This window comes from Aliiglaciecola sp. NS0011-25 (genome assembly GCF_040370605.1).
Taxonomy (GTDB): domain Bacteria; phylum Pseudomonadota; class Gammaproteobacteria; order Enterobacterales; family Alteromonadaceae; genus Aliiglaciecola; species Aliiglaciecola lipolytica_A.
Map to the genome: position 1 here is coordinate 26,830 of NZ_BAABWR010000025.1, position 22,555 is coordinate 49,384.

Here is a 22,555-nt window from a genome sequence, read left to right on the forward strand (position 1 = left end):
AAATCAATAATTTAGAGCCAAAAAAAACGCTGAAAGCAGAAGTTCTCAGCGTTATTAATTTAACAAGTTGTCAGGTCCTACAAGTTAAAGCTTGCAGACTATTGGACTAAACGTCTAGGTTAGCCACTCTCAAGGCGTTTTCTTCGATGAAGTTACGTCTAGGTTCAACTTGGTCACCCATCAAGGTAGTGAACAATAGGTCAGCACCAATAGCGTCTTCTATGGTTACTTGAAGCATTCTACGATTAGCAGGGTCCATTGTAGTTTCCCACAACTGACTAGGGTTCATTTCGCCCAATCCTTTATATCGTTGGATATACTGACCACGTTTAGATTCGGCCATTAACCATTCCAATGCACTTACAAAATCGGTGACAGGTTTGGTTTTCTCGCCGCGTTTAACATAAGCGCCTTCTTCCATAATGCCATTGATTGCTGCATTTAGTTCTTTGATTTTGGTGTATTCAGTTGAATCAACAAAATCATGGTCAAATTTATATTCAGTATCAATACCGTGCTGACGCAAAATAATTGATATGTAATGACTGCTGCGCTCTACATCATCTTTAACTTCAAAACTGTAAGTTGCACCATCAGATTCATCATCAGTTAGTGAAGCAATATAAGTTTTACCAAAAGCTTCTAGCTTAGCTGGATCAGATAAATCAGAAACATTCAAAATATCACTGTAAATTAATTGGTTAACAAGAACCTTCGGATATAACCTACTAATTCGATTAATCATTTTCACAGCAAGGTGATACTGCTTAACCAAGTTTTCTAAGGCAACACCTGAAATGCCAGGTGCTTCAGAATTAACATGGATAGAAGCGTCATCTAATGCAATTGAAGTTAAGTAATTAGTTAATGCATCGTCATCTTTAAGGTATTGTTCTTGTTTACCCTTTTTAGCTTTGTAAAGCGGCGGTTGTGCAATATAGATATAACCACGCTCAAGAATTTCAGGCATTTGACGGTAGAAAAAGGTAAGAAGCAAAGTACGAATATGGCTTCCGTCGACGTCAGCATCTGTCATGATAATGATTTTATGATAACGCAACTTTTCAGGGTCGTACTCATCTCTACCAATACCACAGCCTAATGCAGTAATTAGCGTCGCTACCTCTTGAGAAGAAAGCATTTTATCAAAACGTGCCTTCTCAACATTAAGAATTTTACCTTTCAATGGAAGTATTGCTTGGTTCTTACGGTTACGCCCTTGCTTTGCAGAGCCTCCCGCAGAGTCCCCTTCCACTATATATAGTTCAGAGTTAGCAGGATCTTTTTCCTGACAATCCGCAAGCTTTCCAGGTAAACCTGCTAAGTCCAACGCACCTTTACGGCGAGTCATTTCTCTCGCTTTTCGAGCGGCTTCTCGAGCACGAGCTGCATCAATAATTTTACCAATGATGATTTTACTTTCAGTCGGATTCTCTAAAAGGAAATCAGTTAAGGCTTCACCCATTGCAGTTTCAACAGCAGGTTTTACTTCAGAAGAAACCAATTTATCTTTGGTCTGTGAAGAAAACTTAGGATCAGGTACTTTTACTGAAATAACAGCAGTTAGCCCTTCTCTTGCATCATCACCACTTGCGTTCGTTTTAGCCTTTTTATTCAGGCCTTCTTTTTCCATGTAGTTATTTAATGTACGCGTTAGCGCTGCACGGAATCCAGCGAGGTGACTACCACCATCACGTTGGGGAATATTATTGGTAAAGCAAAATACATTTTCGTTAAAGCTATCATTCCATTGCATCGCAACTTCTACTGATATGCCATCATCCCTTTCAGTTGTGAAATTGAAAATCTTTGAATGGACGGCGGTTTTAGCTCTATTAAGGTATTCAACAAATGCCAAAATACCACCTTCATATTTAAAGTGGTCTTTTTTACCATCTCTATCATCAGATAAAACAATGGAAACACCAGAGTTAAGGAAACTTAATTCTCTTAATCTTTTCGCCAAAATATCGTAGTGATATTCAACATTAGTAAAGGTATCTTCGCTAGGCCAGAAACGTATTGTGGTTCCAGTAGTGTCAGATTCACCAACCGCTTTTAGCGGTTCTTGAGGAACACCATGAACGTATTCTTGTTCGAATACTTTACCCATGCGACGGATTTTCATGGTCAGTCTTTTTGATAATGCATTTACAACAGAAATACCAACACCGTGCAATCCACCGGATACCTTATAGGAATTGTCATCGAACTTACCACCGGCGTGAAGTACTGTCATAATAACTTCAGCTGCAGAGACACCCTCTTCCTCATGTATCTCTGTAGGAATACCACGACCATCATCTGATACAGAAATAGAACCATCAGTGTGAATTTTTACGTTAATTTCCGAACAGTGACCAGCCAAAGCTTCATCGATGGAGTTATCAACCACCTCAAAAACCATGTGGTGAAGTCCGGTACCATCGTCTGTATCACCAATATACATACCCGGTCTTTTTCTTACTGCATCTAGTCCTTTAAGTACTTTAATACTCGAGGAATCGTAGTTATTCTCTTCTGCCATTTGATTAGTTCTCCTCTCTCATATGGCCATGTTCCACGTGAAACATTTTCTTGTTTTTGTATTTCTCTATAAACAGCAATTGAGATTTTTCGATTGCTGTAATAAAAAGCTGTGTTTCGTTTTCTAACAGTTTATCAATAAAAGATTCTCGTTTAGTCTCGTCCAGTTCAGCACCAACATCATCTAATAGAAATACACAGGACTTTTTCGTTTTACCGCTTAGGTGCTGTATTTGAGCAAGTTGTAATGCTGCCACCAACATTCGCAATTGACCACGAGATAAGGTCTCTGAAACTTCAACACCATTGCATTTAAGTTTCAGATCAGCCTTGTGTGGACCAACGCTTAAATAACCATTACGACAATCTTTTTCAAATTTTCTTTTAATAGACTCTTCAAGTGAAGCGTCTTTTTCCCAACCCCTATGATACGAGATTTCTACCGAAAACTCAGGTAGAAATTGCATTAAATTGCTATTTATATGCTCCAAAATGCTATCTAGGTAGCCTTTTCTCAATTCTGTAAGGTGGTTTCCTACCTTTATGATTTGTTTGTCCCAGAATTGCATCTGAGTGCTATTTTCGTTGTTACTATTTAAGCCGATTTTACGTAGTAGCGCGTTCTTCTGTTTTACTAGTTTTTGGTAGTCTTGAGAGGTCTGAATGAATGAAGGTTCCACGTGGAACAATCCCCAATCTAAAAACCGACGTCTTAGTGACGGACTACCTATTATTAAATCTGAGCTTTGTGGTGTGAATATCTGAATAGGAACATGACTAACAAGCTCAGACATTTTATTCGACTTGTTGCCATTTACACTGACCAACAGGGAGTCATCATTTTTACGAGACATACCGAGTTTTAGAGAATGATTAGAATCAGATACAACACAAAAAACACTGAATTCAGTCGAATCATATTGAATCACGTTTTTGTGTTTAAGGGTTCTGAATGACCGTCCAAAACCCAAGTAGTGGAGAGCCTCTAAAAAAGAAGACTTTCCACTACCGTTTTGACCAAATATAAAATTCAACGAAGAAGAAGGTGAAATGTCAACATTTTGCAGATTTCTAAAATGTTGGATCTGGACTTTGTCCAGCTTCATATGCCGATGTTTCCTAAACTACAATTACAGTCTCATCGGCATAATAACGTAAAGAGCTGAATCATCAGCAGCATCTTCAATCAGTGCACTACTATTAGAATCGGCTAGCGTTATCTTAACGTTTTCAGAACCCAACGAATTAAACACATCAATTAAATAAGCAACATTAAAACCTATTTCTAACTCCCCTTCACCTTCGTAAGAAACATCTACAATTTCTTCTGCTTCTTCTTGCTCTGGGTTGTTAGCTGTAATTTTAAGTTCGTTTTTAGAAAGGTTTAAGCGTACACCTCTGAACTTTTCATTAGATAGAATAGAAGCTCGAGAGAAAGCATTTTTAAGAATATCTTTGCTGGCCTCGATGATCTTATCACCATCTTTAGGAAGTACTCTGCGATAGTCTGGGAAACGACCATCTACCAACTTACTGGTAAAGATAAAGTCAGTAGAAAAAATTCGAATGTGATTTGAACCCAACTGTACTTTCACAAGGTTATCATCAGCTTCGATAAGTCGACTTATTTCCAATACACCTTTACGAGGAATAATAACTTGTCTACTTGGCAAAGGAGCTGCTGTATATTTCAATCGACATAACGCTAGTCTGTGACCGTCAGTTGCAACAGTTCGAATAATATCTTCTTCGGTTTCAAGGCTCATCCCGTTAAGGTAATAACGAACATCTTGCTGTGCCATTGAGAACTGAGTACTTTCAATCAAATGTTTAAGATTAGCTTGGGAAATTTCAAATTCAGTTTCCCCTTCCCAATCTTCTAGATTTGGATAGTCACTGGCCGACAAAGTAGATAACGAATATCGACTTCTACCTGAGCGTATCAGTGCTTTATTACCATCAACTTCGAATTTGATTTCGCTTTCATCGCCTAAACCTCGACATATGTCGAAAAGCTTTTTGGCAGGAACGGTAATTTCGCCCTCTTCAAATTCACCGGTTAAGGTTACGTTAGAGATCAATTCAACCTCTAGATCCGTACCCGTTAGCCAAAGTGAACTATCACTGACTTTTATTAGTACATTAGATAATATCGGTAAAGTATGTCGTCTCTCTACAGCACCAGAGACTAATTGAAGAGGTTGGAGAAAGTTTTCCCGGCTGATGGTGAATTTCATTTATAAACTCATTTTTTATTTTAAGAAGATAGTGTTCGAATAAGATTCTGATAGTCTTCTTTTATATCATGACTTTCATCTCTTAGCTGTACTATTTTTCTGCATGCATGCAAAACCGTAGTATGGTCCCTTCCGCCAAATGCGTCACCAATTTCTGGAAGGCTATGATTGGTTAATTCCTTTGCCAAAGCCATCGCCACTTGGCGTGGTCTTGCTACACTGCGGCTACGTCTTTTTGACAAAATATCAGCAATTTTGATTTTGTAATATTCAGCCACAGTTTTTTGGATATTATCAATGGTAACTAACTTTTCTTGAAGCGCTAACAAATCACGAAGCGCTTCTCTAACAAAATCAATGGTAATTGCACGGCCAGTGAAATTTGCGTTGGCAATTACCCGATTAAGTGCCCCTTCCAATTCCCGTACGTTTGAGCGCAAACGTTTAGCAATGAAAAAAGCCACTTCATCAGGCAGATTAATTTTATTCTCAAGGGCTTTACGATTCAAAATCGCTACTCTTGTTTCAAGTTCTGGCGGTTCTATGGCAATAGTTAAACCCCAACCAAAACGAGATTTTAATCTATCTTCCACCCCATCGATTTCTTTTGGATATCGGTCAGAGGTCAGAATGATTTGTTGATTGCCTTCTAACAACGCATTAAAGGTATGAAAAAATTCTTCTTGTGAGCGTTCTTTATTAGCAAAAAACTGAATGTCATCTATTAACAAAGCATCCACAGATCGGTAGTAACGTTTGAACGATTCAATCGCATTATTCTGCAGCGCTTTTACCATATCCTGAACAAAACGTTCTGAATGCATATAAACCACAGTGGCATTTTTTTTCTTTGCAATAATTCCATTACCTACAGCGTGCAGTAAGTGAGTTTTACCCAACCCGGTCCCGCCATAAATAAATAGCGGGTTATATGCCCCGCCTGGATTATTAGCCACCTGAGTTGCCGCAGCTCTTGCTAACTGATTTGACTTACCTTCAACAAAATTATCGAATTTGTAGGTTACATTAATATTACTTTTATGAGCTTGACTGGAAACACTGGCTTTTTGATTAAAATCTTTGTTATCCGGTTTTTGCGTTTCTGAATTTTGGACGTCTACTGGAGGTTGTTGCGCGCTATTGGGTTTCGCCGTATTACTCGCACCATTATTGTTAGGCGCAAAATTACCATTTGAATTGTTATTGTTAGAAGCAAAGTTTGACGTCTGTCTAGCTGTCACTTCCAATAATAGACTTGGCGCTTCTGGACCACAAAATTCTTCCAATAACTGGGTTATACGACTGTGGTACTTATCCCGAACCCAATCAAGCACGAATCGGTTAGGAGCAGACAAAGTTACATAAAGATTATCTTCTGAAACTTTTAGCGGTCTTATCCACATACTAAATTCTTGCGTAGAAAGATCGTGTTGAAGACGATCGAGGCATCTATTCCATAAAGACATTAAAAAAAGTCCGTCACGAGGCGGTTTAAGCCCGTTAAAAGTTAAAATAACTCGATAATTAAAAACACTCGCTGAAGTGAAAATTGTCCAATTATTGTTCTTGTTCATCCCCTTTAGCGTAGGGGGTTGTGAATTATCTCGCATTCCCACTACTAAGTGCAATACTGATTTAGATATAATTTACTAAACCTTAGTCTAATACCATCTATCTGCTTGTTTTAGTTGATTATTTTATTATATTATGAATAATTAAAAAGCTATAACCTTGTATTATTTTGAATTCGTGGTGGATAAAAATAATCTATAAAAATCACCATTTAGAAAAAATCAACTAGCTTTTTGTGGATAACCTCATTTAATTTTATACAGTTATCAACAGTTAATTAATTTATTATAAAAATAAAAGCAAATAATTTAACGATCTCTGCGATCAATGATTGACAACAGGTACAAATATCTCTAGTATTCCGCATCCTTTTTGAGCGCAATGGTTAAACGTCTATTGAAGTTCATTTTGTATTAACCTTTATGTATCGGGACTAGGTCATGAAAAGAACATTTCAACCAAGTAACTTAAAGCGTAAGCGTTCACACGGTTTTCGTGCCCGTATGGCGACAAAGAATGGACGTAAAGTCCTTGCTAATCGTCGTGCTAAAGGCCGTGCTCGTTTATCAGCCTAATTTCTCAAAGTGAGTGAAAATTCGTTTTCTCGGGAGCTAAGACTTTTAACTCCCACTCACTTTGAAAAAGTCTTTCAAAAAGCTATCCCCTCAGTTTCACCTCAACTCACTGTGTTAGGCCGTTTCAATCAGCTAGATCATCCTAGGCTGGGTATTACTATATCCAAAAAACGCGTCAAAAAAGCCCACGATAGAAATCGCATTAAACGTCTTATCAGAGAAAGTTTTCGCGTGCATCAACACCAACTTCCAAACACTGATATAGTTGTAGTTGGAAAAAGTGGCTTAGACACAATGACGAATCAACAAATAACATTGTTGTTAGGAAAATTATGGAAAAAGCTCTCAAACCGTTGCGCGCAATCCCAGTCTGGTTGATACGACAATATCAACTTTGGATTTCTCCTATGCTAGGGCAAAATTGTCGTTTTCACCCGACTTGTTCTCAGTACGGTATAGAAGCTATTTCCAAACATGGGTTTTGGGTAGGAAGTTGGTTGACGATTCGAAGAATTAGTAAATGTCACCCCTTACATCAGGGTGGTATTGACCATGTACCAGAAAATAAGGCGAAAAAACACGAATGAACTTATCATTTGCCTCATTTGCCTATACTATTTCGCCCTGTGAAAAATTAGAAGTAATAAATACGTTCACAAATAGACTACTCTATTTGTGAAAAGCTAAATGCGGTCTTAAAAAATCGCAAAATTGAACACGTAGTTAAAGAGTATTATATGGAATCCCAACGCAGTTTTTTGATAATTGGCCTAGCTTTGGTCAGTTTTCTATTATGGCAAGAATGGCAAAAAGACTATGGTCCTCAGCCCGTTCAACCTACTCAAATAGTTGAACAAGCACCTTTGTCCACACCTAGTTCTGATTTACCGCCCTCTACTATCTCAGACAATAACGGTGATGTCCCTGAATCAACGATAGTTGAAGATGTAAATCCGGTAGTTACACAATCTAATTCTGTTGTTCATGTTATATCTGACACATTAGATGTATTGATAGATACCCGTGGTGGCGATGTGATTTCCGCTAATCTTCGTAAGTTTCCGGTTACGCAAGGATCTGACGACTCATACAGCTTATTACGCCCTGATGCAGTCACTTTATACATTGCACAAAGCGGATTAGTTGGCAGAGATGCGATTGACACCAAAAAAGGGCGTCCCGCTTATGTAGTTAGCCAACAAGAATTCGTCATGCAAGACAAAGAATTGGTGGTTCCTTTAAAGTGGACCTCTGCTGATGGTGTAGCAATTACAAAACGATTCATATTTACCCCTGGTCATCACGATGTAAAAGTGGAATACGAAGTTGTTAACGGAAGTTCTCAAGTTAAGCAGTACCAACAATACGGCCAATTAAAACAGGCTATTGAGGGCACAGAAAGTAGTATGTTTATGCCGACCTACCGTGGTGGTGCATTCTCTACTCAAGACGACCGTTATTCAAAATTCTCTTTTGATGACATGGAAGATGAAAAACTAAACAAAACAACCGTTGGTGGTTGGGCTGGCATGCTAGAACATTACTTTGTATCGGCTTGGGTTCCACCTCAAGAAGACACAAATCAGTTGTACAGTACTGTGGTTCAGTCTAGATATGCTGCAATTGGCTTTAAAGGCGCACCTGTAGATGTTGCACCAGGTGATTCAACCACCATTACAAGTACACTGTACATGGGTCCTAAAGACCAAGATTCACTTGCCCAAATAGCGCGCGGTTTAGACCTTACTGTTGATTACGGTGTGCTTTGGTGGATTTCACAGCCTTTGTTTGCATTACTGCAATTTATTCAAAGTATTGTGATTAACTGGGGATTAGCCATAGTCATCATTACGATTATTGTTAAAGGGGCTATGTATCCCCTGACTAAGAAGCAATATGAGTCTATGGCCAAAATGCGTAACTTAGCGCCTAAGATGGCACAACTAAAAGAACGTTTTGGTGATGACAGACAAAAAATGTCTCAAGCCATGATGGAAATGTATAAGAAAGAGAAAGTGAACCCCATGGGTGGCTGTTTCCCTCTTCTTCTGCAAATGCCTATATTCTTAGCACTATATTGGGTTCTACTAGAGAGTGTTGAATTAAGACACGCTGATTTTATATTTTGGATCACTGACTTATCAGTCAAAGACCCGTATTTTGTATTACCAGTATTAACTGGCTTGAGTATGTACTTATTGCAGAAACTGCAACCTATGACGATTCAAGATCCAATGCAGCAGAAAATCATGCAATGGATGCCAGTAGCAATGAGTTTATTCTTCTTCATATTCCCAGCTGGCCTAGTTTTATATTGGTTAATAAGTAACGTTATTACCTTGGTTCAAGCTAAAATTATTTACTCGTCCATGGAAAAACGTGGATTAAAAGCTAAATAAAAAGTGATTGGCACCAAATAAAAGTGAAAGCCCGCCATTGCGGGCTTTTTTGTCTAAGTTTACAGGTTTACAATATACTCAAAATTAAAACAGGAGTAATAAATGCCCTCTTTTGACATTGTTTCAGAAATTGAAATGAACGAAGTTCGTAACGCAGTTGACAACGCTAATCGTGAACTCAGTACACGCTTTGATTTTCGAGGTGTTGAAGCCTCCATTGAATTCAAAGATGAATCAGTCGTGCTGACTGCTGAAGGCGACTTTCAAATTCAACAACTCACAGATATGCTGCGTAATGCGTGTTCTAAGCGTAACTTAGACACTAACGCCATGGATCCTCAAGATACGGTAAGAAGTGGTAAAACCCACCGTAGCACCATCAAATTCAAACAAGGCATTGAGCAACCCATTGCTAAAAAAATAGTGAAGTTAATTAAAGATAAAAAAATGAAAGTACAAGCCAGCATTCAAGGCGATCAACTTCGTGTAACCGGCAAAAAACGTGATGACTTGCAAGCGGTGATGGCGTTACTTAGGGGCGAAGATATGGGTCAACCGTTGCAATTTAACAACTTTCGCGATTAATCAGGCAATACTATTTTGGAATTACCAACTGACACTATTGTTGCTCAAGCAACAGCCCCAGGTCGTGGCGGCGTAGGCATAGTTAGAGTTTCTGGCCCACTAGCGAAAACTGTTGCCTTAGCATTACTAGGTAAAACGTTAACGCCAAGGAAAGCAGAATACTTGGCGTTCTTAGACGAAGACAACCAGACTTTGGACCAAGGTATTGCGTTGTTCTTCGAAAACCCACATTCGTTTACTGGTGAAGACGTACTAGAGCTGCAAGGTCATGGTGGTCAAATCATTTTGGATTTGCTGATTAAGCGAATACTCAAAATACCCAAAATACGTATGGCTCGACCTGGCGAGTTTAGCGAACGCGCATTTTTGAATGATAAGCTCGACCTAGCCCAAGCTGAGGCCATAGCCGATTTAATTGATGCTAGTTCAGTCCAAGCGGCTAAAAGCGCTATGCGTTCGTTACAAGGCGAATTTTCGGCACATATCCACCAGCTGGTGGAAAAAGTGATACATCTAAGAATGTACGTAGAAGCAGCCATCGATTTTCCAGAAGAAGAAATCGATTTTTTAAGTGACGGAAAAGTAGCTAAAGATCTGAACGACATCATTACCCAAATGCAAAACGTCAAACAACAAGCCAAGCAAGGTAGCTTGTTACGTGAAGGTATGCAGGTGGTTATAGCCGGTAAACCTAATGCAGGGAAATCAAGTCTACTCAATGCTCTAGCTGGACGCGATGCCGCCATTGTAACCGATATCGCAGGCACCACTCGAGATGTTCTCAAAGAACATATCCATTTAGATGGCATGCCACTGCATATCATTGATACTGCGGGGCTTAGAGAGAGCTCAGACAAAGTTGAGCAAATCGGCATCCAACGAGCTTGGCAAGAAATACAAAAAGCAGACAGAGTTTTATTCATGCTAGATAGCTGTGAAAGTGCGGAAAATGATCCGCATAAAATCTGGCCTGAATTTATGCAAAAATTGCCCGCTAATATTGGCCTGACCTTGGTTCGAAATAAGGTCGATTTATCCGGTGAGTCAGTGGGATTTGAACAACACGGTGACACACCAGTCTACCGTCTATCAGCAAGTCTAAATCAAGGTGTTGAAGCCTTAGCTGAACACCTTAAAGAATGTATGGGTTTTGACCAAAGTTCTGAGGGCCAATTCATTGCCAGACGAAGACACTTAGATGCCATAGATCGAGCAGCAGAACACTTAGATATTGGACAACAACAACTGCATGAACATATTGCCGGAGAGATTTTGGCAGAAGAATTGCGTTTAACTCAGCAAGCATTAAATGAGATCACCGGTGAATTCAGTTCAGACGATTTACTCGGACGCATATTTTCTTCATTTTGTATCGGTAAATAAAGGTCAACAACATGGCAAATTATGAAATCATTGTAGGCACTATGTTAGGGGCAAGCGAATATGTAGCCGATGCCTTGCAAGAAACATTGGAAGCCAATGGACACAGTGCAAACATTCACTTAGAACCTAATATTGAAGAGATACCCAACGAAGGAAAATGGTTGATTTGTACCAGTACCCATGGGGCTGGTGAATTACCCGATAATATCCAAGCATTCGCCAAGCAAATTAAAAATCACTCATTAGATAATGTACAGTTTTTAGTCGTTGGTTTAGGTGATAGCAGTTACGACACCTATTGTTATGGTGCGAAAACAATGCAGGAGTTATTACACAATTCCGGGGCGACACTACTATCCCCCGCTTTTCATATTGATGTACTAAACCACCCAATTCCTGAAGAAGCCGCCGTTGAATGGCTAACGTCTTACTTACAACAAAACTAACTTACTGATTATGAATTCATCGGAACAAGCCGCTCTCACACAAGAACTTAGCAATGATGCTAGAGTGCTGTATTTGCTTGGCCTGCGACCTATTGCTGATGAACAAACAGGACTAACCGCACCGTTAAATTACAAGCAGTTAATTGCACTGTTAAATAGTAAAACCAAAGAATTTACCTTGGGAAGACAAATCAATGGGCTGATTAAAGAGCTCGTTAAACAACAACTGGTAGAAATAGAACCTGACGCCTCTTTAGACAAAAGCTTCAACCAACAACGGGTCCGTTTACCACTGCTGAATATTAAACAAGACGACTACCCTAGCCTTCATTTACAATGGAGTGGGATGACGGCAACATGGAAACCACATCAAACTGCCTTTGAAGATTTAGCTTCTTTGGTAGGGATTATTGACAAAGACTACAGCCAACATGAACTGGGTGAATTTATTGCCTATTGGATGGGTCGACCTGAACTACAATTTAGTCAATACCAATGGACCCAGAAATTTGTCTTTCAAATTAAGCAAAGACGCTTAGCAAGTGGCGTTAAAAATGTTCAGAAAGTGGGAAATCAGTGGGTTACTCCTAAAGCAGGTGTTGAAGCTGATGATAACGCTAAACAACTCGTCGCTAAGTATAGTAAGAAATAGCACAGTAAAAAAACAACCATAAAAGAGCAAAAATACGTGGACAGTATCAAACAAAAATTAGATCAATTAGCTAAAGCTTTGGGTAAAACCAATGTTCCTGATACCTATACTGACTACAAAGAGGTGCGAGCGCAATACGAGCGTTTAGCCAACGAAGACGTCAAAAAAATGCAGCAAGAAGCCAAACTAAGACGTATTCAAGAAATCCACGGGCGCTCAGATCTCAATCCAAAATGGAACTTCCAAACACTGATAGAAGATAGCGATGACGTAATTGAAGCGGTGAGTATTGCTCAGTCATTTATTGCTGCCCACGATGATCCAATATGGCGTTCAAGCGGCTCACATATGATGATCTTTTATGGTGATTATGGCCGCGGAAAGTCGCATATTGCCGGTGCGATTGCCCACCAGCTAATCGACCAATATGAAATATCAGTATTGTATAGACAACTTTCAAGTCTGCTTGAGATGCGCTTCTTTTCATATGATTACAATGCTACAGATAACGTTGCCGAACAATTTAGAGAAATACAAAAAGAATTGTTGGATGTGGATTTATTAATCCTGGATGAAGTATGCGTTAACGAAACCATGCTTAAAAAGAATACTCAAAGCTGGCTAGGTAACTTGCTGCGACAACGATTGGTGAATAACAAAAATTGTATATTGATTACCAATCACAATTTAGCTGAATTAGAAAATGCGTTGGGTAAATACTGCTTTGAGTCAATTAAGGAATACGATACTTACAAAGTAAAATTTTCCGGTCCTAGCCGCCGCAAAGAAATTATTCCTCAAGCCCCAGAAGCGATGAACGTTAGCAGCGGTTATCAGCCTAATCAGGTAAAATAAACCGCTGTAGCATAGGCTCGGTCATCAACCTCCCCTTTACCAATACTGCGCTGAGGTTCAAATTTAGTCGAGGCTCAGCACTTTTTCAGCGGTGTACTCGTTGGTGATCAATCCGTTTATCATCTTAGACCTAAGCGCGCCCAAAATAGCATCTACCTTTTCTTGACCTGCCGCTATACCAATCACAGGTTTATCAGAACTTACAGCCAAAGGCGTACTGGCAACACGATCATTTACAGCACAGTCCAATAGTTTGCCATTACGGTCAAAGACCCAACTAATGATCTCTCCAACTGCACCGTTTTTTTGCAAATCTTTCAGCTCTTCTTTAGTAATAAATCCATCTAACATCAACGGGGAATGCAAACCAAGATTTCCAATTCCTACGAAGGTAACATCCGCATTAGCGGCTAACGCTAAATTACTGGCAATATTATATTGCGAATGCAATTGTTCTTTTTCTTCTTTGCTGCGAGGTAATACAGGTAAAGGCATTGGGTAATGCTTGGCTTTAATATGTTCTGCCATACGCACTACTACATCGTAAGGAGATGCGGAACCATCTAATGTCATGTTCCCCAACAAAGCGACTATTTTATGTTGCTCACAGTCCAATGAGGAAAGCTCATCAACACAATCGCGTAAAACCCGACCTGTCCCCATGGCAAGCACTTTGGGTTCAGCCGATTTAAGGTGCTTTTCAATTTCATCTGCACCAGCTTGAGCGAGTCCCAAAGTTGATTCGGAGTCATCGCTAGGCACCACTTCACAGGTGGTTAAACCAAAGCGATCTTTGAGTTTAACGCTCAAGTCCATGCACTTAGCAATGGGATGATCTAACCTAACCTTGATTAAGCCCTTACTGACCGACAAAGCAACCATACGTTGAGCTGATTGACGGGATACATTGAGTTTTTTAGCAATTTCGTCTTGGGTTTTACCGGCCACATAATACAACCAACCAGCTCTAGCTGCTTCATCTAGCTTACGCATTTCGGCATTCGTTAACTTAACCACTTTTACCTCGCTATTGGCTTGCTTGAATTGAGAGAAGGAACCAGTTCAAATAACTGCTGCCAATCAAATATTGTTGCCACATTGTTTGCTATATCCGTTTCTAATATGCCTTTATGCTTCAGATGACTTGCGCCAGCGTACTTAATGACTTGCATATTGGCTGCTAGGGCCCCTTGAATACCAGCTTGTGAATCTTCAATCACTAAACAATTTTCTGGCTCTACACCGACTCTAGAGGCTGCGTGCAGAAATATATCAGGGGCAGGTTTGCCATTTTTTACCTCTGAGGAGGTAAAAACCCTATCGCTAAAAAAATCGCTTAAACCGATAGTTTGCAGAGCAAATTTCACTCTTTGCGGGCTGCTACTAGTAGCAACACAACTGTTTGTTTGCAATGCTGCAAGCATATCCTTTAAACCATCGGTAGAAACCAATTCTTGTGCAAACACCTGCAACAATGCAGCTAAATAATTTTCTCGAAACTGCTCAGTTAACGTCACAGAGTAGTCTGTTAACACCCTAGCAGTAACAGATTTAAAGCTTTGTCCGAGAAAATAAGTGTCGAAGTAACTATCAGAGATACTGACACCCAGATCTTCAAGCATTGAAAGCAACACCCGCTTACTCAGAATTTCACTATCGATTAATACCCCATCACAATCGAAAATAACCAAATCAATTGAACAGGGTGAAAGCGAAGTTTGGGTTTGCGTCATGATAGTGTCACCAGTTAAGAAAATTACTACAAGTAGTGTTTTAAGGTATTAGAAGTACCGACATCCCAGAGCATGTTCAACCAATTTGAAAAATCTCGAATAAAGGTATCTTGGCTCCCAAGTGTCCCAAATATATCATGCATTTGCAAAAATATAGATGGATTATCCTTAGCTAATATTGCTTGGTTTATCAGTCTATTAGCTTGTTGATCCTGAATCGTTATAGGGCTATCTGGATCTCCTCCTTGGGCACATAAACGACACCATAATGCAATTACTAATGCTAACCCTTTACAGTCGTTTCCTTGACTTAAGTTGGCTTGAATAATGGGTAAAATAAATTTTGGTAATCGATTGGAAGCGTCCTGACACAATCTAGGAACCGTATCCTTTACCTCAGGATTCGAAAAGCGCGATTCGATGAGTGAAAAATACTGATTAAAATCGACTCCAGGTACTGGGTTTAGCGTAGGAATGATTTCTTCACTCACTAATTTTTTAAGGTATTGTCCAATCAACGGGTTTGCCATCACTTGATGCACAAAATTAATACCTAAAAGAGCTGCAGGGTAAGCAATGGCGGCGTGACCACCATTGAGGATACGCAATTTCATCAATTCGAAAGGTTCGCAAAATACCGGCGCATTATCAGTGATTCCAAACAAATCTGTCAGTTTTTCTCGTTCCAAATTAGACGTAGCCGGAGTAATGCAATCTACCATTGAGTTGGGAAATGAAACCTTATCAGCAATCCAATCTGCCAATCCTTGATCGATTTCACTGGCCATTTGCGAAATTACACGTTTAGTAACCAAACCATTGTGAGGAATGTTGTCACATGACATAACAGTAAATGGTGCAATATGATTATCACGGCGATGTTGTAGCGCCTTAATGATTATGCCAAACACCGTTTTGGGTTTACTGAAGTTGTTTATATCCAGCTGAATTTCGGGATCACTGAGATTAAATCCACCAGTTTTGTCATCCATGAAATAACCGCCTTCAGTAATCGTTAACGACACTATGCGTATTTCACTGTGACTCAAGGCTTGGATTACGCTGTCGGCATCATTTTCAATAAAATCTATCATTGATGCACAAACTTGCGCAGTTAATCCTTTACTATCTAATTCAACAACGGTCGTTAACCAATCTTGCTGTTGAAGTTTATCGCGCATCACCGCATCGAAAGACTTAGTACCAGCCCCTCGAATAGCCCAATCTAAGGCTTCGCCAGAATTGAACAGCTGGTGTAAATACATAGCTTGATGTGCACGATGAAAATTACCCACTCCGATTTGTACAATCCCTGCTGACAACGAATCCCTGGAATAGTTGGGTTTACCTATATTATTTGGTAATGCTTCAAGTGATTGATAGCACAGTTGAATTGCCATAAAAATTTACTCATTAAAATGCGAGCTTAGGAGCGGACATTGGCGCCTAAGCTCACTAAAGATTATTTAGCGATTACAGCATTATCGCCCCAAGACAAGGACGCTAAGGTCACACCGTCTTTATCAAAATGCATGATTTTATTTTGTGACGCGGTGAGATTGACAAGATCACCATATTTTAATGGACAATCTCCATCGTCTTTAATGGTCAATGTACCAACGCCGTCAACGTGAACATGCAGGAAAGTCTCTGAACCGAGGTGTTCAATAACCCCTACTTTTCCGCTCCATAAACCTTGTTCTTGAGTTACTTTCAAATGCTCTGGACGAACACCTATGCTGCTAGTTGGATCACCCTCAACAGGTTTTACATCAATGAAGTTCATTTTTGGTGAGCCGATGAAGCCCGCAACAAAACGGTTCACTGGATTTTGATATAACTCCATAGGCGTACCCACTTGCTCAATTACACCGCCATTAAATACCGCGATACGGTCAGCCATTGTCATCGCCTCAACCTGATCATGGGTTACATAGATCATTGTTGTTGCTAAGCTCTTGTGTAATTCAGAAATCTCAAGACGCATGTTAACTCTTCAAGATGCATCTAAGTTTGATAAAGGTTCATCGAACAAGAACGCCGAAGGCTGACGCACAATAGCGCGACCAATGGCCACACGTTGGCGTTGACCACCTGACAGTTGCCCTGGCTTACGGTCTAGGTAATCCCCTAAATTAAGAATCTTTGCTGCTGACGCGATTTTTTCTTCGATTTCAGCAGGATCTACTTTTGCTCGTTTTAATGGAAAGGCAATGTTGTTACGAACCGACATATGCGGATACAACGCATATGATTGAAACACCATCGCTAAACCGCGTTTCGCTGGTGGTGTTTTGGTCGCGTCTTTTCCATCTATTTCAATATTACCACTGGTGGTATCTTCTAAGCCTGCAATCATCCGTAATAACGTTGATTTACCACAACCAGATGGACCAACGAACACAATGAATTCACCGTCTTTAATTTCTAAGTCTAACGGCTTGATTACATTTACATCGCCGAAGCTTTTTGTTACTTGTTTTAAGGTAATGCTGCCCATTTCTAAATCTCCTATTTAACCGCGCCGAAACTCAATCCGCGCACTAATTGTTTCTGACTAAACCAACCCAATATGAGAATGGGTACAATGGCCATCGCTGATGCAGCTGATAACTTGGCGTAAAATAATCCTTCTGGACTAGAATAACTGGCTATAAAAGCAGTCAAAGGTGCAGCATTGGCGGCTGTTAATATGAGCGTCCAAAACGCCTCATTCCAGGCTAAAATAACGTTGAGTAATAATGTTGATGCAATACCAGGTAACGCGATAGGCAAGAGCACATGAAATATTTCTTCAAAAATTCCAGCACCATCCATACGCGAAGCTTCAAGGATCTCGTTTGGAATTTCTCTAAAATAGGTGTAGAGCATCCATACCATGATAGGCAAATTGATTAATGTCATCACAATCACCAAACCCAGTTTAGTATCGAGCAATGCAAAATCCCGGAACAACAAATAAATAGGAATTAAGACACCCACTGGCGGTAACATCTTGGTTGATAACATCCACATTAATAGGTTTTTAGTTCGCTTATTTTGCACAAACGCCATTGACCAAGCTGCAGGGATAGCGATTAACAATCCCAACAAACTAGACCCCACAGAAATCACCACAGAATTCCAGAAATGGTCAAAGTAAGGCGAACGTTCTAATACGTCAGAATAGTTCTCGAGCGTCCAATCAAACATAAACAAACTTGGACTGGCTGAAATCGCTTCTGCTTCAGTTTTAAAGCTGGTGATTAATGTCCATAAAATCGGAAAAAATATCATTCCACTTATGGTCCAGGCTAAAACGGTATAAATTACTTTTGATTTATTACTACTATTAATAGCCATTGTTTAGTCCTCCAAGTTTTTGCCGATTAGGCGCATTAGAAAAATAGCGACTATATTGGCGATAATAACGGCAACAATACCTCCCGCAGAGCCTCCTCCAACGTCAAATTGAAGCAATGATTGGGTATAAATCAAATAGGTAATATTGGTTGAGGCATATCCTGGTCCACCGCTGGTGGTCACCAATATTTCAGCGAATATTGACAGTAAAAATATGGTTTCTATCAAAATAACGGCTGTTATTGCCCGTGATAAATGCGGTAAAACAATGTAATAAAATTTACTGAAAGGACCCGCACCGTCTAAATCAGCCGCTTCCAACTGCTCACGATCTAAAGACTGAATAGCCGTCAACAAAATGAGGGCTGCGAAGGGTAACCACTGCCAAGAAACGATAAGAATAATTGACAGCAAAGGAATTTGCGCAAAAAAATCAACAGGCGCTACGCCTATCCAATTTGCAAAGTGAGCGAATAATCCGTTCACCGGATTCATAAACATATTTTTCCAGACTAATGCGGAAACGGTAGGCATTACGAAAAACGGTGCTAAAACCATTATACGTACATAGTTGCGACCCCAAATTGCTTGGTCCAACAATATGGCTAAGCCAATTCCGCCACAGATGGTAATCAACAATACACCGCCGACTAACCAAAGAGTATTAAAAAACGATTCTATAAATGCTGGATCTGTTAGAAAAAATTCGTAATTAAGGAAACCAATAAATTCATTGTTTCCTGGAATAAGAAGATTGTAATCCAAAAACGAGAAATACAATGTCATGCACAGCGGCACTATCATCCACGCCAACAACAATATGACTGATGGAAATAACATTATTCTAGCCAAAGTACGAGATTGTGTTGTTGCCATAACCTAGACCTCTTACAAGTGAAAGTATGGGTAAGTGTAGTTCACTTACCCGCAAAACTAAGTAAAACTACTTAGGATAACGCGCCTTGCGCATTGCACGTTCAACCAAACGTTGTGAACTTGCTAACGCTTGCTTTACTGTCATTTGGCCAGTCAGTGCTGCCGCAAATTGTTGTCCTACAGCAGTGCCAATACCTTGAAATTCAGGAATAGCAACAAATTGCACGCCTACGTAAGGAACAGGATCAACCGTCGGATTTACAGGATCTGCAGATTGAATTGAATCTAACGTAATTTGTGCAAAAGGAGCTTCACTCATGTATTGAGGATTGTTGTACAAAGAAGCACGAGTACCAGGAGGAACTTTCGCCCAACCTTTTTTCTCAGCCACTAACGCCGAATATTGTTTAGACGTTGCCCAACTAATAAACTTCATTGCTGCATCAGATTTTTTACTGCTTGAAGGGATTGCTAAAGTCCAAGCCCATAACCAATTTCCACGTTTGCCTAAGCCCATATCAGGAGCAAGAGCAAAACCAACTTTATCGGCTACTTCAGAATCAGTTTTGTTGGTAACAAAAGCGCCAGCAACAGTGGCATCGATCCAAATTCCACATTTCCCAGTTTGAAATAAAGCTAAGTTTTCGTTAAATCCATTAGCTGATGATCCTGGAGGACCAGACTCATTCATCACATCCACATAATATTGCAAGGTGTCGTGCCAAGCCTGAGTATTAAATTGTGGTTTCCAATTTTCATCGAACCAACGAGCGCCGAATGAGTTGGACATAGCTGTAATCAAAGCAATGTTCTCACCCCAACCTGCTTTACCGCGTAAACAAAGACCATATACGCCCGCTTCTTTATCCGTCATCGCCTTTGCAGCTTTGCGAATAAATTCCCAAGTGGGCTTTTTAGGCATCTCAAGACCGGCCTTTTTGATTAGATCAGTTCGGTACATCACCATTGAACTTTCGCCATAAAAAGGCGCAGCAAATAATTTATCGTCTACCGATAAACCACTTCTGATAGCGGGTAAAAGATCTTCAATATCGTAATCATCACCAAGGTTATCTAACTCTTTAAGCCAACCTTGATTTCCCCAAATTGGTACTTCATAAGTACCAATAGTCATCACGTCATATTGACCACCACTTGTGGCTACATCTGTTGTCACGCGCTGGCGAAGAATATTCTCTTCTAAGGTGACCCACTTTAGGTTGATACCTGGATTTTTACTTTCGAAATCGCTACTAAGCTCTTTCATCGTAATCATGTCACCGTTATTAACAGTAGCAATGGTGATAGTTTCAGCACTTACCACTGTGCTCAGTGTCATACAGACGGAAGCTAATATAGATAATTTTTTTAACATCGGGTGTACCCCTTATTTTCAAACATTTTTGCCCCATTTAACTAGGCTAAATGGGACGTTTATATTTACGCTAGATAACTTAGAACTTAACTGAAATCTCAGATGTGAAACCGTCGAAACCAGTACCAATTTGACCGCCTGAGTTTGCACCTTCGTCTTGGTCAACATATTCAACTTTTAATAGGGTTCTATCGTTGAACCAGTATCCAGCTGCTACTTGAATACGCTCAACGGTATTGTCAGTTTGTTCAATAAGATCTGAAGTATTTTCAGCTTCGGCATAACGAGCAGCCAAGTAGAATTTATTAGGTATTAGGTAGTGCTGTGCTTCAAACGTGTAATATTTAACAGATGACTCACCTTTAATTACGCTATTTGAATCGAATGTTGTTCCGGTGGGATCAGCAATACCATCTACACCGAAATAAGTAATGCCGGCGACTGCATTTCCTGCCGCATCAGCAAAAGTATAGTCGTCTTTAGCTTTACCGATCATGAAAATCAAGCTGGTTTCTGGTGTAGGTTGATACGCCAAATTTAATTGCATAATAGACTGGTCAAGACCTGGCATTACACCAACATGGGTGTCACGTTCGCTAGAAGGAGAAGCAGAGAAGTTGTAGTTCTCACCATCACCAAAACGGTAGTTAGTAGTGGTTAAACCATCAAGGCTGGCAATTCCATTTTCAAAACGGAGTTGATCTCCTTGATTAGCTTGTAGAAAATTCAATCCAGCTTTAAAACCACCAGCAAATTCTAAGGTACCTTGCAGTCGGTAGTTGAAACCTCTATCTTCTTGGAAAGCTTCGCCAAAACTTGATGTTGTAATATGACCGGTAACGTTATACGCCTTGATAATGCCATTATCTAAAGTCTCGCTATAGCTCAATTGCGCACCGTTTTCTGCAGTAGCGTAATCAGTTATACCGTTTCCAATTAGCGCATTTCCTTGGTTATCAGCACCATCTTGGAAACCTTTAAATTGGAAGGGAGAACCACCGATATTACCTAAACGAAGGGTTAAATTGGCATTTTCGCGAGCCATGCCTGAAAGACCAAGAAGTTCAAACTCAATACCCGCATAATCTTGGTGAAAAGAAAAATCTCTGTCGCCGTTATTACCGAAATCATTAGGCTCTTCAGCAATATCAACATCAGCAGTAATGTATTCGTTGATATGGAATTTAAACATCAAGTTAACTCTAATTCGACCGAATCCAGAAGATTGCACTTCATCTACTGGGCGAAATGCACCTTCTTTGGCTTGAATAGCTTGATAATTTTGCATGGCTAAGAAATTTACCTCAGCTAAGCCATCAAGGAATTCAGCTGCATTTACATGAGCAGGGATAGAAGCGGTCATTATAGCTGCTGCAAGCAGGCTCATCTTGCCAAATGCTAATGGTCGAGAATTAGATTCGAGAAAGCCGTCAGTTCCGTTGATTTTTGAATCGGACAAATTAATTTCCTTTGTGCTGGCCGACAAAACTGATGTTTTATGAATTTTTTTAAACATTGTGAACTCTCTAATTTAGTTACTGATTGGTTTTTAATAATTAAATTTTTTGAATGTTTTTGTTCCCAAAATAGCATTCAATCCTCGCCAAAACTGATGGGCAATGAAAAACATAAATGAGCAGATGAAGATATATGGTCATATGCTCACCGTTTGAGCATATTCTTTAAAAAGGGTAATTTAGTCAACCTTTAATTAACAATTATTTTTCATTGGTTAATTTCATAAACCATTTTATTGTCTTTTAAAATAATTTAACTATTTGTTTTATATAACAATACTTTTAAATTAGTGGTTGCGATGAAGTTAAATAATTAATTGAACAATTGTTAAAGAAATTTACTGGATTGATAACAAAATGAAGAGTTTTTGAGAATAAACGAAAGTTTAAAATAGATAAAATAAGTAGAAGGTTAATAAATTAACCCAAATTTTGAGGCGTTTTTTCAACGGTAAAAAACGAAATAATCCAAACCTGTAGCA

Annotated in this window: 20 protein-coding genes and 1 pseudogene; 9 read left to right on the forward strand and 12 right to left on the reverse strand. The window is 39.6% G+C overall.

Going from position 1 to position 22,555, the window contains the following annotated elements; genetic code table 11:
* Nucleotides 1-106: 106 nt before the first annotated feature.
* The 4 genes from gyrB to dnaA are packed head-to-tail and all read right to left on the reverse strand — an operon-like array spanning nt 107 to nt 6,229.
* The gene (gyrB, locus tag ABWV72_RS18330; RefSeq protein WP_216046792.1) at nt 107-2,527 is read right to left on the reverse strand and encodes a DNA topoisomerase (ATP-hydrolyzing) subunit B; all 2,421 of its coding nucleotides are present in this window, start codon (nt 2,525-2,527) and stop codon (nt 107-109) included.
* Between the two features lie 4 nt (nt 2,528-2,531).
* The gene (recF, locus tag ABWV72_RS18335; RefSeq protein ID WP_216046793.1) at nt 2,532-3,632 is read right to left on the reverse strand and encodes a DNA replication/repair protein RecF; all 1,101 of its coding nucleotides are present in this window, start codon (nt 3,630-3,632) and stop codon (nt 2,532-2,534) included.
* A gap of 24 nt (nt 3,633-3,656) precedes the next feature.
* A complete protein-coding gene (dnaN, locus tag ABWV72_RS18340) occupies nt 3,657-4,763 on the reverse strand; it encodes a DNA polymerase III subunit beta (protein WP_216046794.1) in 1,107 nt (368 codons plus the stop codon).
* Between the two features lie 20 nt (nt 4,764-4,783).
* A complete protein-coding gene (dnaA, locus tag ABWV72_RS18345) occupies nt 4,784-6,229 on the reverse strand; it encodes a chromosomal replication initiator protein DnaA (protein WP_216046795.1) in 1,446 nt (481 codons plus the stop codon).
* A 546-nt stretch (nt 6,230-6,775) separates the two neighbouring features.
* Here dnaA and rpmH point away from each other — a divergent pair.
* The 9 genes from rpmH (at nt 6,776) to ABWV72_RS18390 (ending at nt 13,230) form a co-directional block, all read left to right on the forward strand.
* Complete coding sequence (gene rpmH, locus ABWV72_RS18350) at nt 6,776-6,910, forward strand: 50S ribosomal protein L34 (RefSeq protein ID WP_008842504.1); 135 nt, start codon at nt 6,776-6,778, stop codon at nt 6,908-6,910.
* A 9-nt stretch (nt 6,911-6,919) separates the two neighbouring features.
* Nucleotides 6,920-7,288: a ribonuclease P protein component gene (gene rnpA / locus ABWV72_RS18355; protein ID WP_216046796.1), complete on the forward strand. Its 369-nt coding sequence runs from the start codon at nt 6,920-6,922 to the stop codon at nt 7,286-7,288.
* A complete protein-coding gene (gene yidD, locus ABWV72_RS18360) occupies nt 7,243-7,497 on the forward strand; it encodes a membrane protein insertion efficiency factor YidD (RefSeq protein ID WP_216046797.1) in 255 nt (84 codons plus the stop codon). The genes rnpA and yidD overlap by 46 nt, the downstream gene beginning before the upstream one ends.
* Before the next feature lie 150 nt (nt 7,498-7,647).
* Complete coding sequence (yidC, locus tag ABWV72_RS18365) at nt 7,648-9,309, forward strand: membrane protein insertase YidC (protein WP_342806090.1); 1,662 nt, start codon at nt 7,648-7,650, stop codon at nt 9,307-9,309.
* 102 nt (nt 9,310-9,411) lie between these two features.
* A complete protein-coding gene (locus ABWV72_RS18370) occupies nt 9,412-9,894 on the forward strand; it encodes a YajQ family cyclic di-GMP-binding protein (RefSeq protein ID WP_216046799.1) in 483 nt (160 codons plus the stop codon).
* Between the two features lie 15 nt (nt 9,895-9,909).
* Nucleotides 9,910-11,277, forward strand: coding sequence for a tRNA uridine-5-carboxymethylaminomethyl(34) synthesis GTPase MnmE (mnmE, locus tag ABWV72_RS18375; protein ID WP_342806088.1), 1,368 nt, complete (start codon nt 9,910-9,912; stop codon nt 11,275-11,277).
* A gap of 11 nt (nt 11,278-11,288) precedes the next feature.
* A complete protein-coding gene (mioC, locus tag ABWV72_RS18380) occupies nt 11,289-11,723 on the forward strand; it encodes an FMN-binding protein MioC (RefSeq protein ID WP_216046801.1) in 435 nt (144 codons plus the stop codon).
* Between the two features lie 10 nt (nt 11,724-11,733).
* On the forward strand, nt 11,734-12,375 hold the full coding sequence (locus tag ABWV72_RS18385; RefSeq protein WP_342806086.1) for a DnaT-like ssDNA-binding domain-containing protein: 642 nt from the start codon (nt 11,734-11,736) through the stop codon (nt 12,373-12,375).
* A 36-nt stretch (nt 12,376-12,411) separates the two neighbouring features.
* The gene (locus ABWV72_RS18390) at nt 12,412-13,230 is read left to right on the forward strand and encodes a DnaA ATPase domain-containing protein (protein WP_303501970.1); all 819 of its coding nucleotides are present in this window, start codon (nt 12,412-12,414) and stop codon (nt 13,228-13,230) included.
* Nucleotides 13,231-13,293: 63 nt separating this feature from the next.
* Here the strand turns inward: ABWV72_RS18390 and ABWV72_RS18395 are convergent, their stop codons facing one another.
* The 8 genes and pseudogenes from ABWV72_RS18395 to ABWV72_RS18430 form a co-directional block, all read right to left on the reverse strand.
* Nucleotides 13,294-14,247, reverse strand: coding sequence for a sugar-binding transcriptional regulator (locus ABWV72_RS18395; protein ID WP_216046804.1), 954 nt, complete (start codon nt 14,245-14,247; stop codon nt 13,294-13,296).
* A gap of 2 nt (nt 14,248-14,249) precedes the next feature.
* A complete protein-coding gene (locus ABWV72_RS18400; protein ID WP_216046805.1) occupies nt 14,250-14,963 on the reverse strand; it encodes an HAD family hydrolase in 714 nt (237 codons plus the stop codon).
* A 26-nt stretch (nt 14,964-14,989) separates the two neighbouring features.
* Entirely contained in the window at nt 14,990-16,363 is a 1,374-nt protein-coding gene (locus ABWV72_RS18405) for a mannitol dehydrogenase family protein (protein WP_353372271.1), read from the reverse strand.
* A gap of 62 nt (nt 16,364-16,425) precedes the next feature.
* Nucleotides 16,426-17,463: pseudogene (locus ABWV72_RS18410) on the reverse strand (ABC transporter ATP-binding protein).
* Nucleotides 17,464-17,474: 11 nt separating this feature from the next.
* Nucleotides 17,475-18,305: a carbohydrate ABC transporter permease gene (locus tag ABWV72_RS18415; protein ID WP_216046808.1), complete on the reverse strand. Its 831-nt coding sequence runs from the start codon at nt 18,303-18,305 to the stop codon at nt 17,475-17,477.
* A 3-nt stretch (nt 18,306-18,308) separates the two neighbouring features.
* The gene (locus tag ABWV72_RS18420; RefSeq protein ID WP_216046809.1) at nt 18,309-19,181 is read right to left on the reverse strand and encodes a carbohydrate ABC transporter permease; all 873 of its coding nucleotides are present in this window, start codon (nt 19,179-19,181) and stop codon (nt 18,309-18,311) included.
* A 67-nt stretch (nt 19,182-19,248) separates the two neighbouring features.
* Nucleotides 19,249-20,556 (reverse strand): ABC transporter substrate-binding protein, encoded by a 1,308-nt coding sequence (locus ABWV72_RS18425; protein WP_216046810.1) that lies wholly within the window; start codon nt 20,554-20,556, stop codon nt 19,249-19,251.
* 79 nt (nt 20,557-20,635) lie between these two features.
* Nucleotides 20,636-21,943: a hypothetical protein gene (locus tag ABWV72_RS18430; protein ID WP_342808333.1), complete on the reverse strand. Its 1,308-nt coding sequence runs from the start codon at nt 21,941-21,943 to the stop codon at nt 20,636-20,638.
* Nucleotides 21,944-22,555: the final 612 nt, after the last annotated feature.

What these genes read in the sequence shown, in the direction of transcription:
- gyrB (WP_216046792.1), bottom strand. Translation starts at nt 2,527, where the DNA reads ATGGCAGAAGAGAATAACTACGATTCCTCGAGTATTAAAGTACTTAAA.
- recF (WP_216046793.1), bottom strand. Translation starts at nt 3,632, where the DNA reads ATGAAGCTGGACAAAGTCCAGATCCAACATTTTAGAAATCTGCAAAAT.
- dnaN (WP_216046794.1), bottom strand. Translation starts at nt 4,763, where the DNA reads ATGAAATTCACCATCAGCCGGGAAAACTTTCTCCAACCTCTTCAATTA.
- dnaA (WP_216046795.1), bottom strand. Translation starts at nt 6,229, where the DNA reads ATGTCTTTATGGAATAGATGCCTCGATCGTCTTCAACACGATCTTTCT.
- rpmH (WP_008842504.1), top strand. Translation starts at nt 6,776, where the DNA reads ATGAAAAGAACATTTCAACCAAGTAACTTAAAGCGTAAGCGTTCACAC.
- yidD (WP_216046797.1), top strand. Translation starts at nt 7,243, where the DNA reads ATGGAAAAAGCTCTCAAACCGTTGCGCGCAATCCCAGTCTGGTTGATA.
- yidC (WP_342806090.1), top strand. Translation starts at nt 7,648, where the DNA reads ATGGAATCCCAACGCAGTTTTTTGATAATTGGCCTAGCTTTGGTCAGT.
- ABWV72_RS18370 (WP_216046799.1), top strand. Translation starts at nt 9,412, where the DNA reads ATGCCCTCTTTTGACATTGTTTCAGAAATTGAAATGAACGAAGTTCGT.
- mioC (WP_216046801.1), top strand. Translation starts at nt 11,289, where the DNA reads ATGGCAAATTATGAAATCATTGTAGGCACTATGTTAGGGGCAAGCGAA.
- ABWV72_RS18385 (WP_342806086.1), top strand. Translation starts at nt 11,734, where the DNA reads ATGAATTCATCGGAACAAGCCGCTCTCACACAAGAACTTAGCAATGAT.
- ABWV72_RS18400 (WP_216046805.1), bottom strand. Translation starts at nt 14,963, where the DNA reads ATGACGCAAACCCAAACTTCGCTTTCACCCTGTTCAATTGATTTGGTT.
- ABWV72_RS18405 (WP_353372271.1), bottom strand. Translation starts at nt 16,363, where the DNA reads ATGGCAATTCAACTGTGCTATCAATCACTTGAAGCATTACCAAATAAT.
- ABWV72_RS18415 (WP_216046808.1), bottom strand. Translation starts at nt 18,305, where the DNA reads ATGGCTATTAATAGTAGTAATAAATCAAAAGTAATTTATACCGTTTTA.
- ABWV72_RS18420 (WP_216046809.1), bottom strand. Translation starts at nt 19,181, where the DNA reads ATGGCAACAACACAATCTCGTACTTTGGCTAGAATAATGTTATTTCCA.
- ABWV72_RS18425 (WP_216046810.1), bottom strand. Translation starts at nt 20,556, where the DNA reads ATGTTAAAAAAATTATCTATATTAGCTTCCGTCTGTATGACACTGAGC.
- ABWV72_RS18430 (WP_342808333.1), bottom strand. Translation starts at nt 21,943, where the DNA reads ATGAGCCTGCTTGCAGCAGCTATAATGACCGCTTCTATCCCTGCTCAT.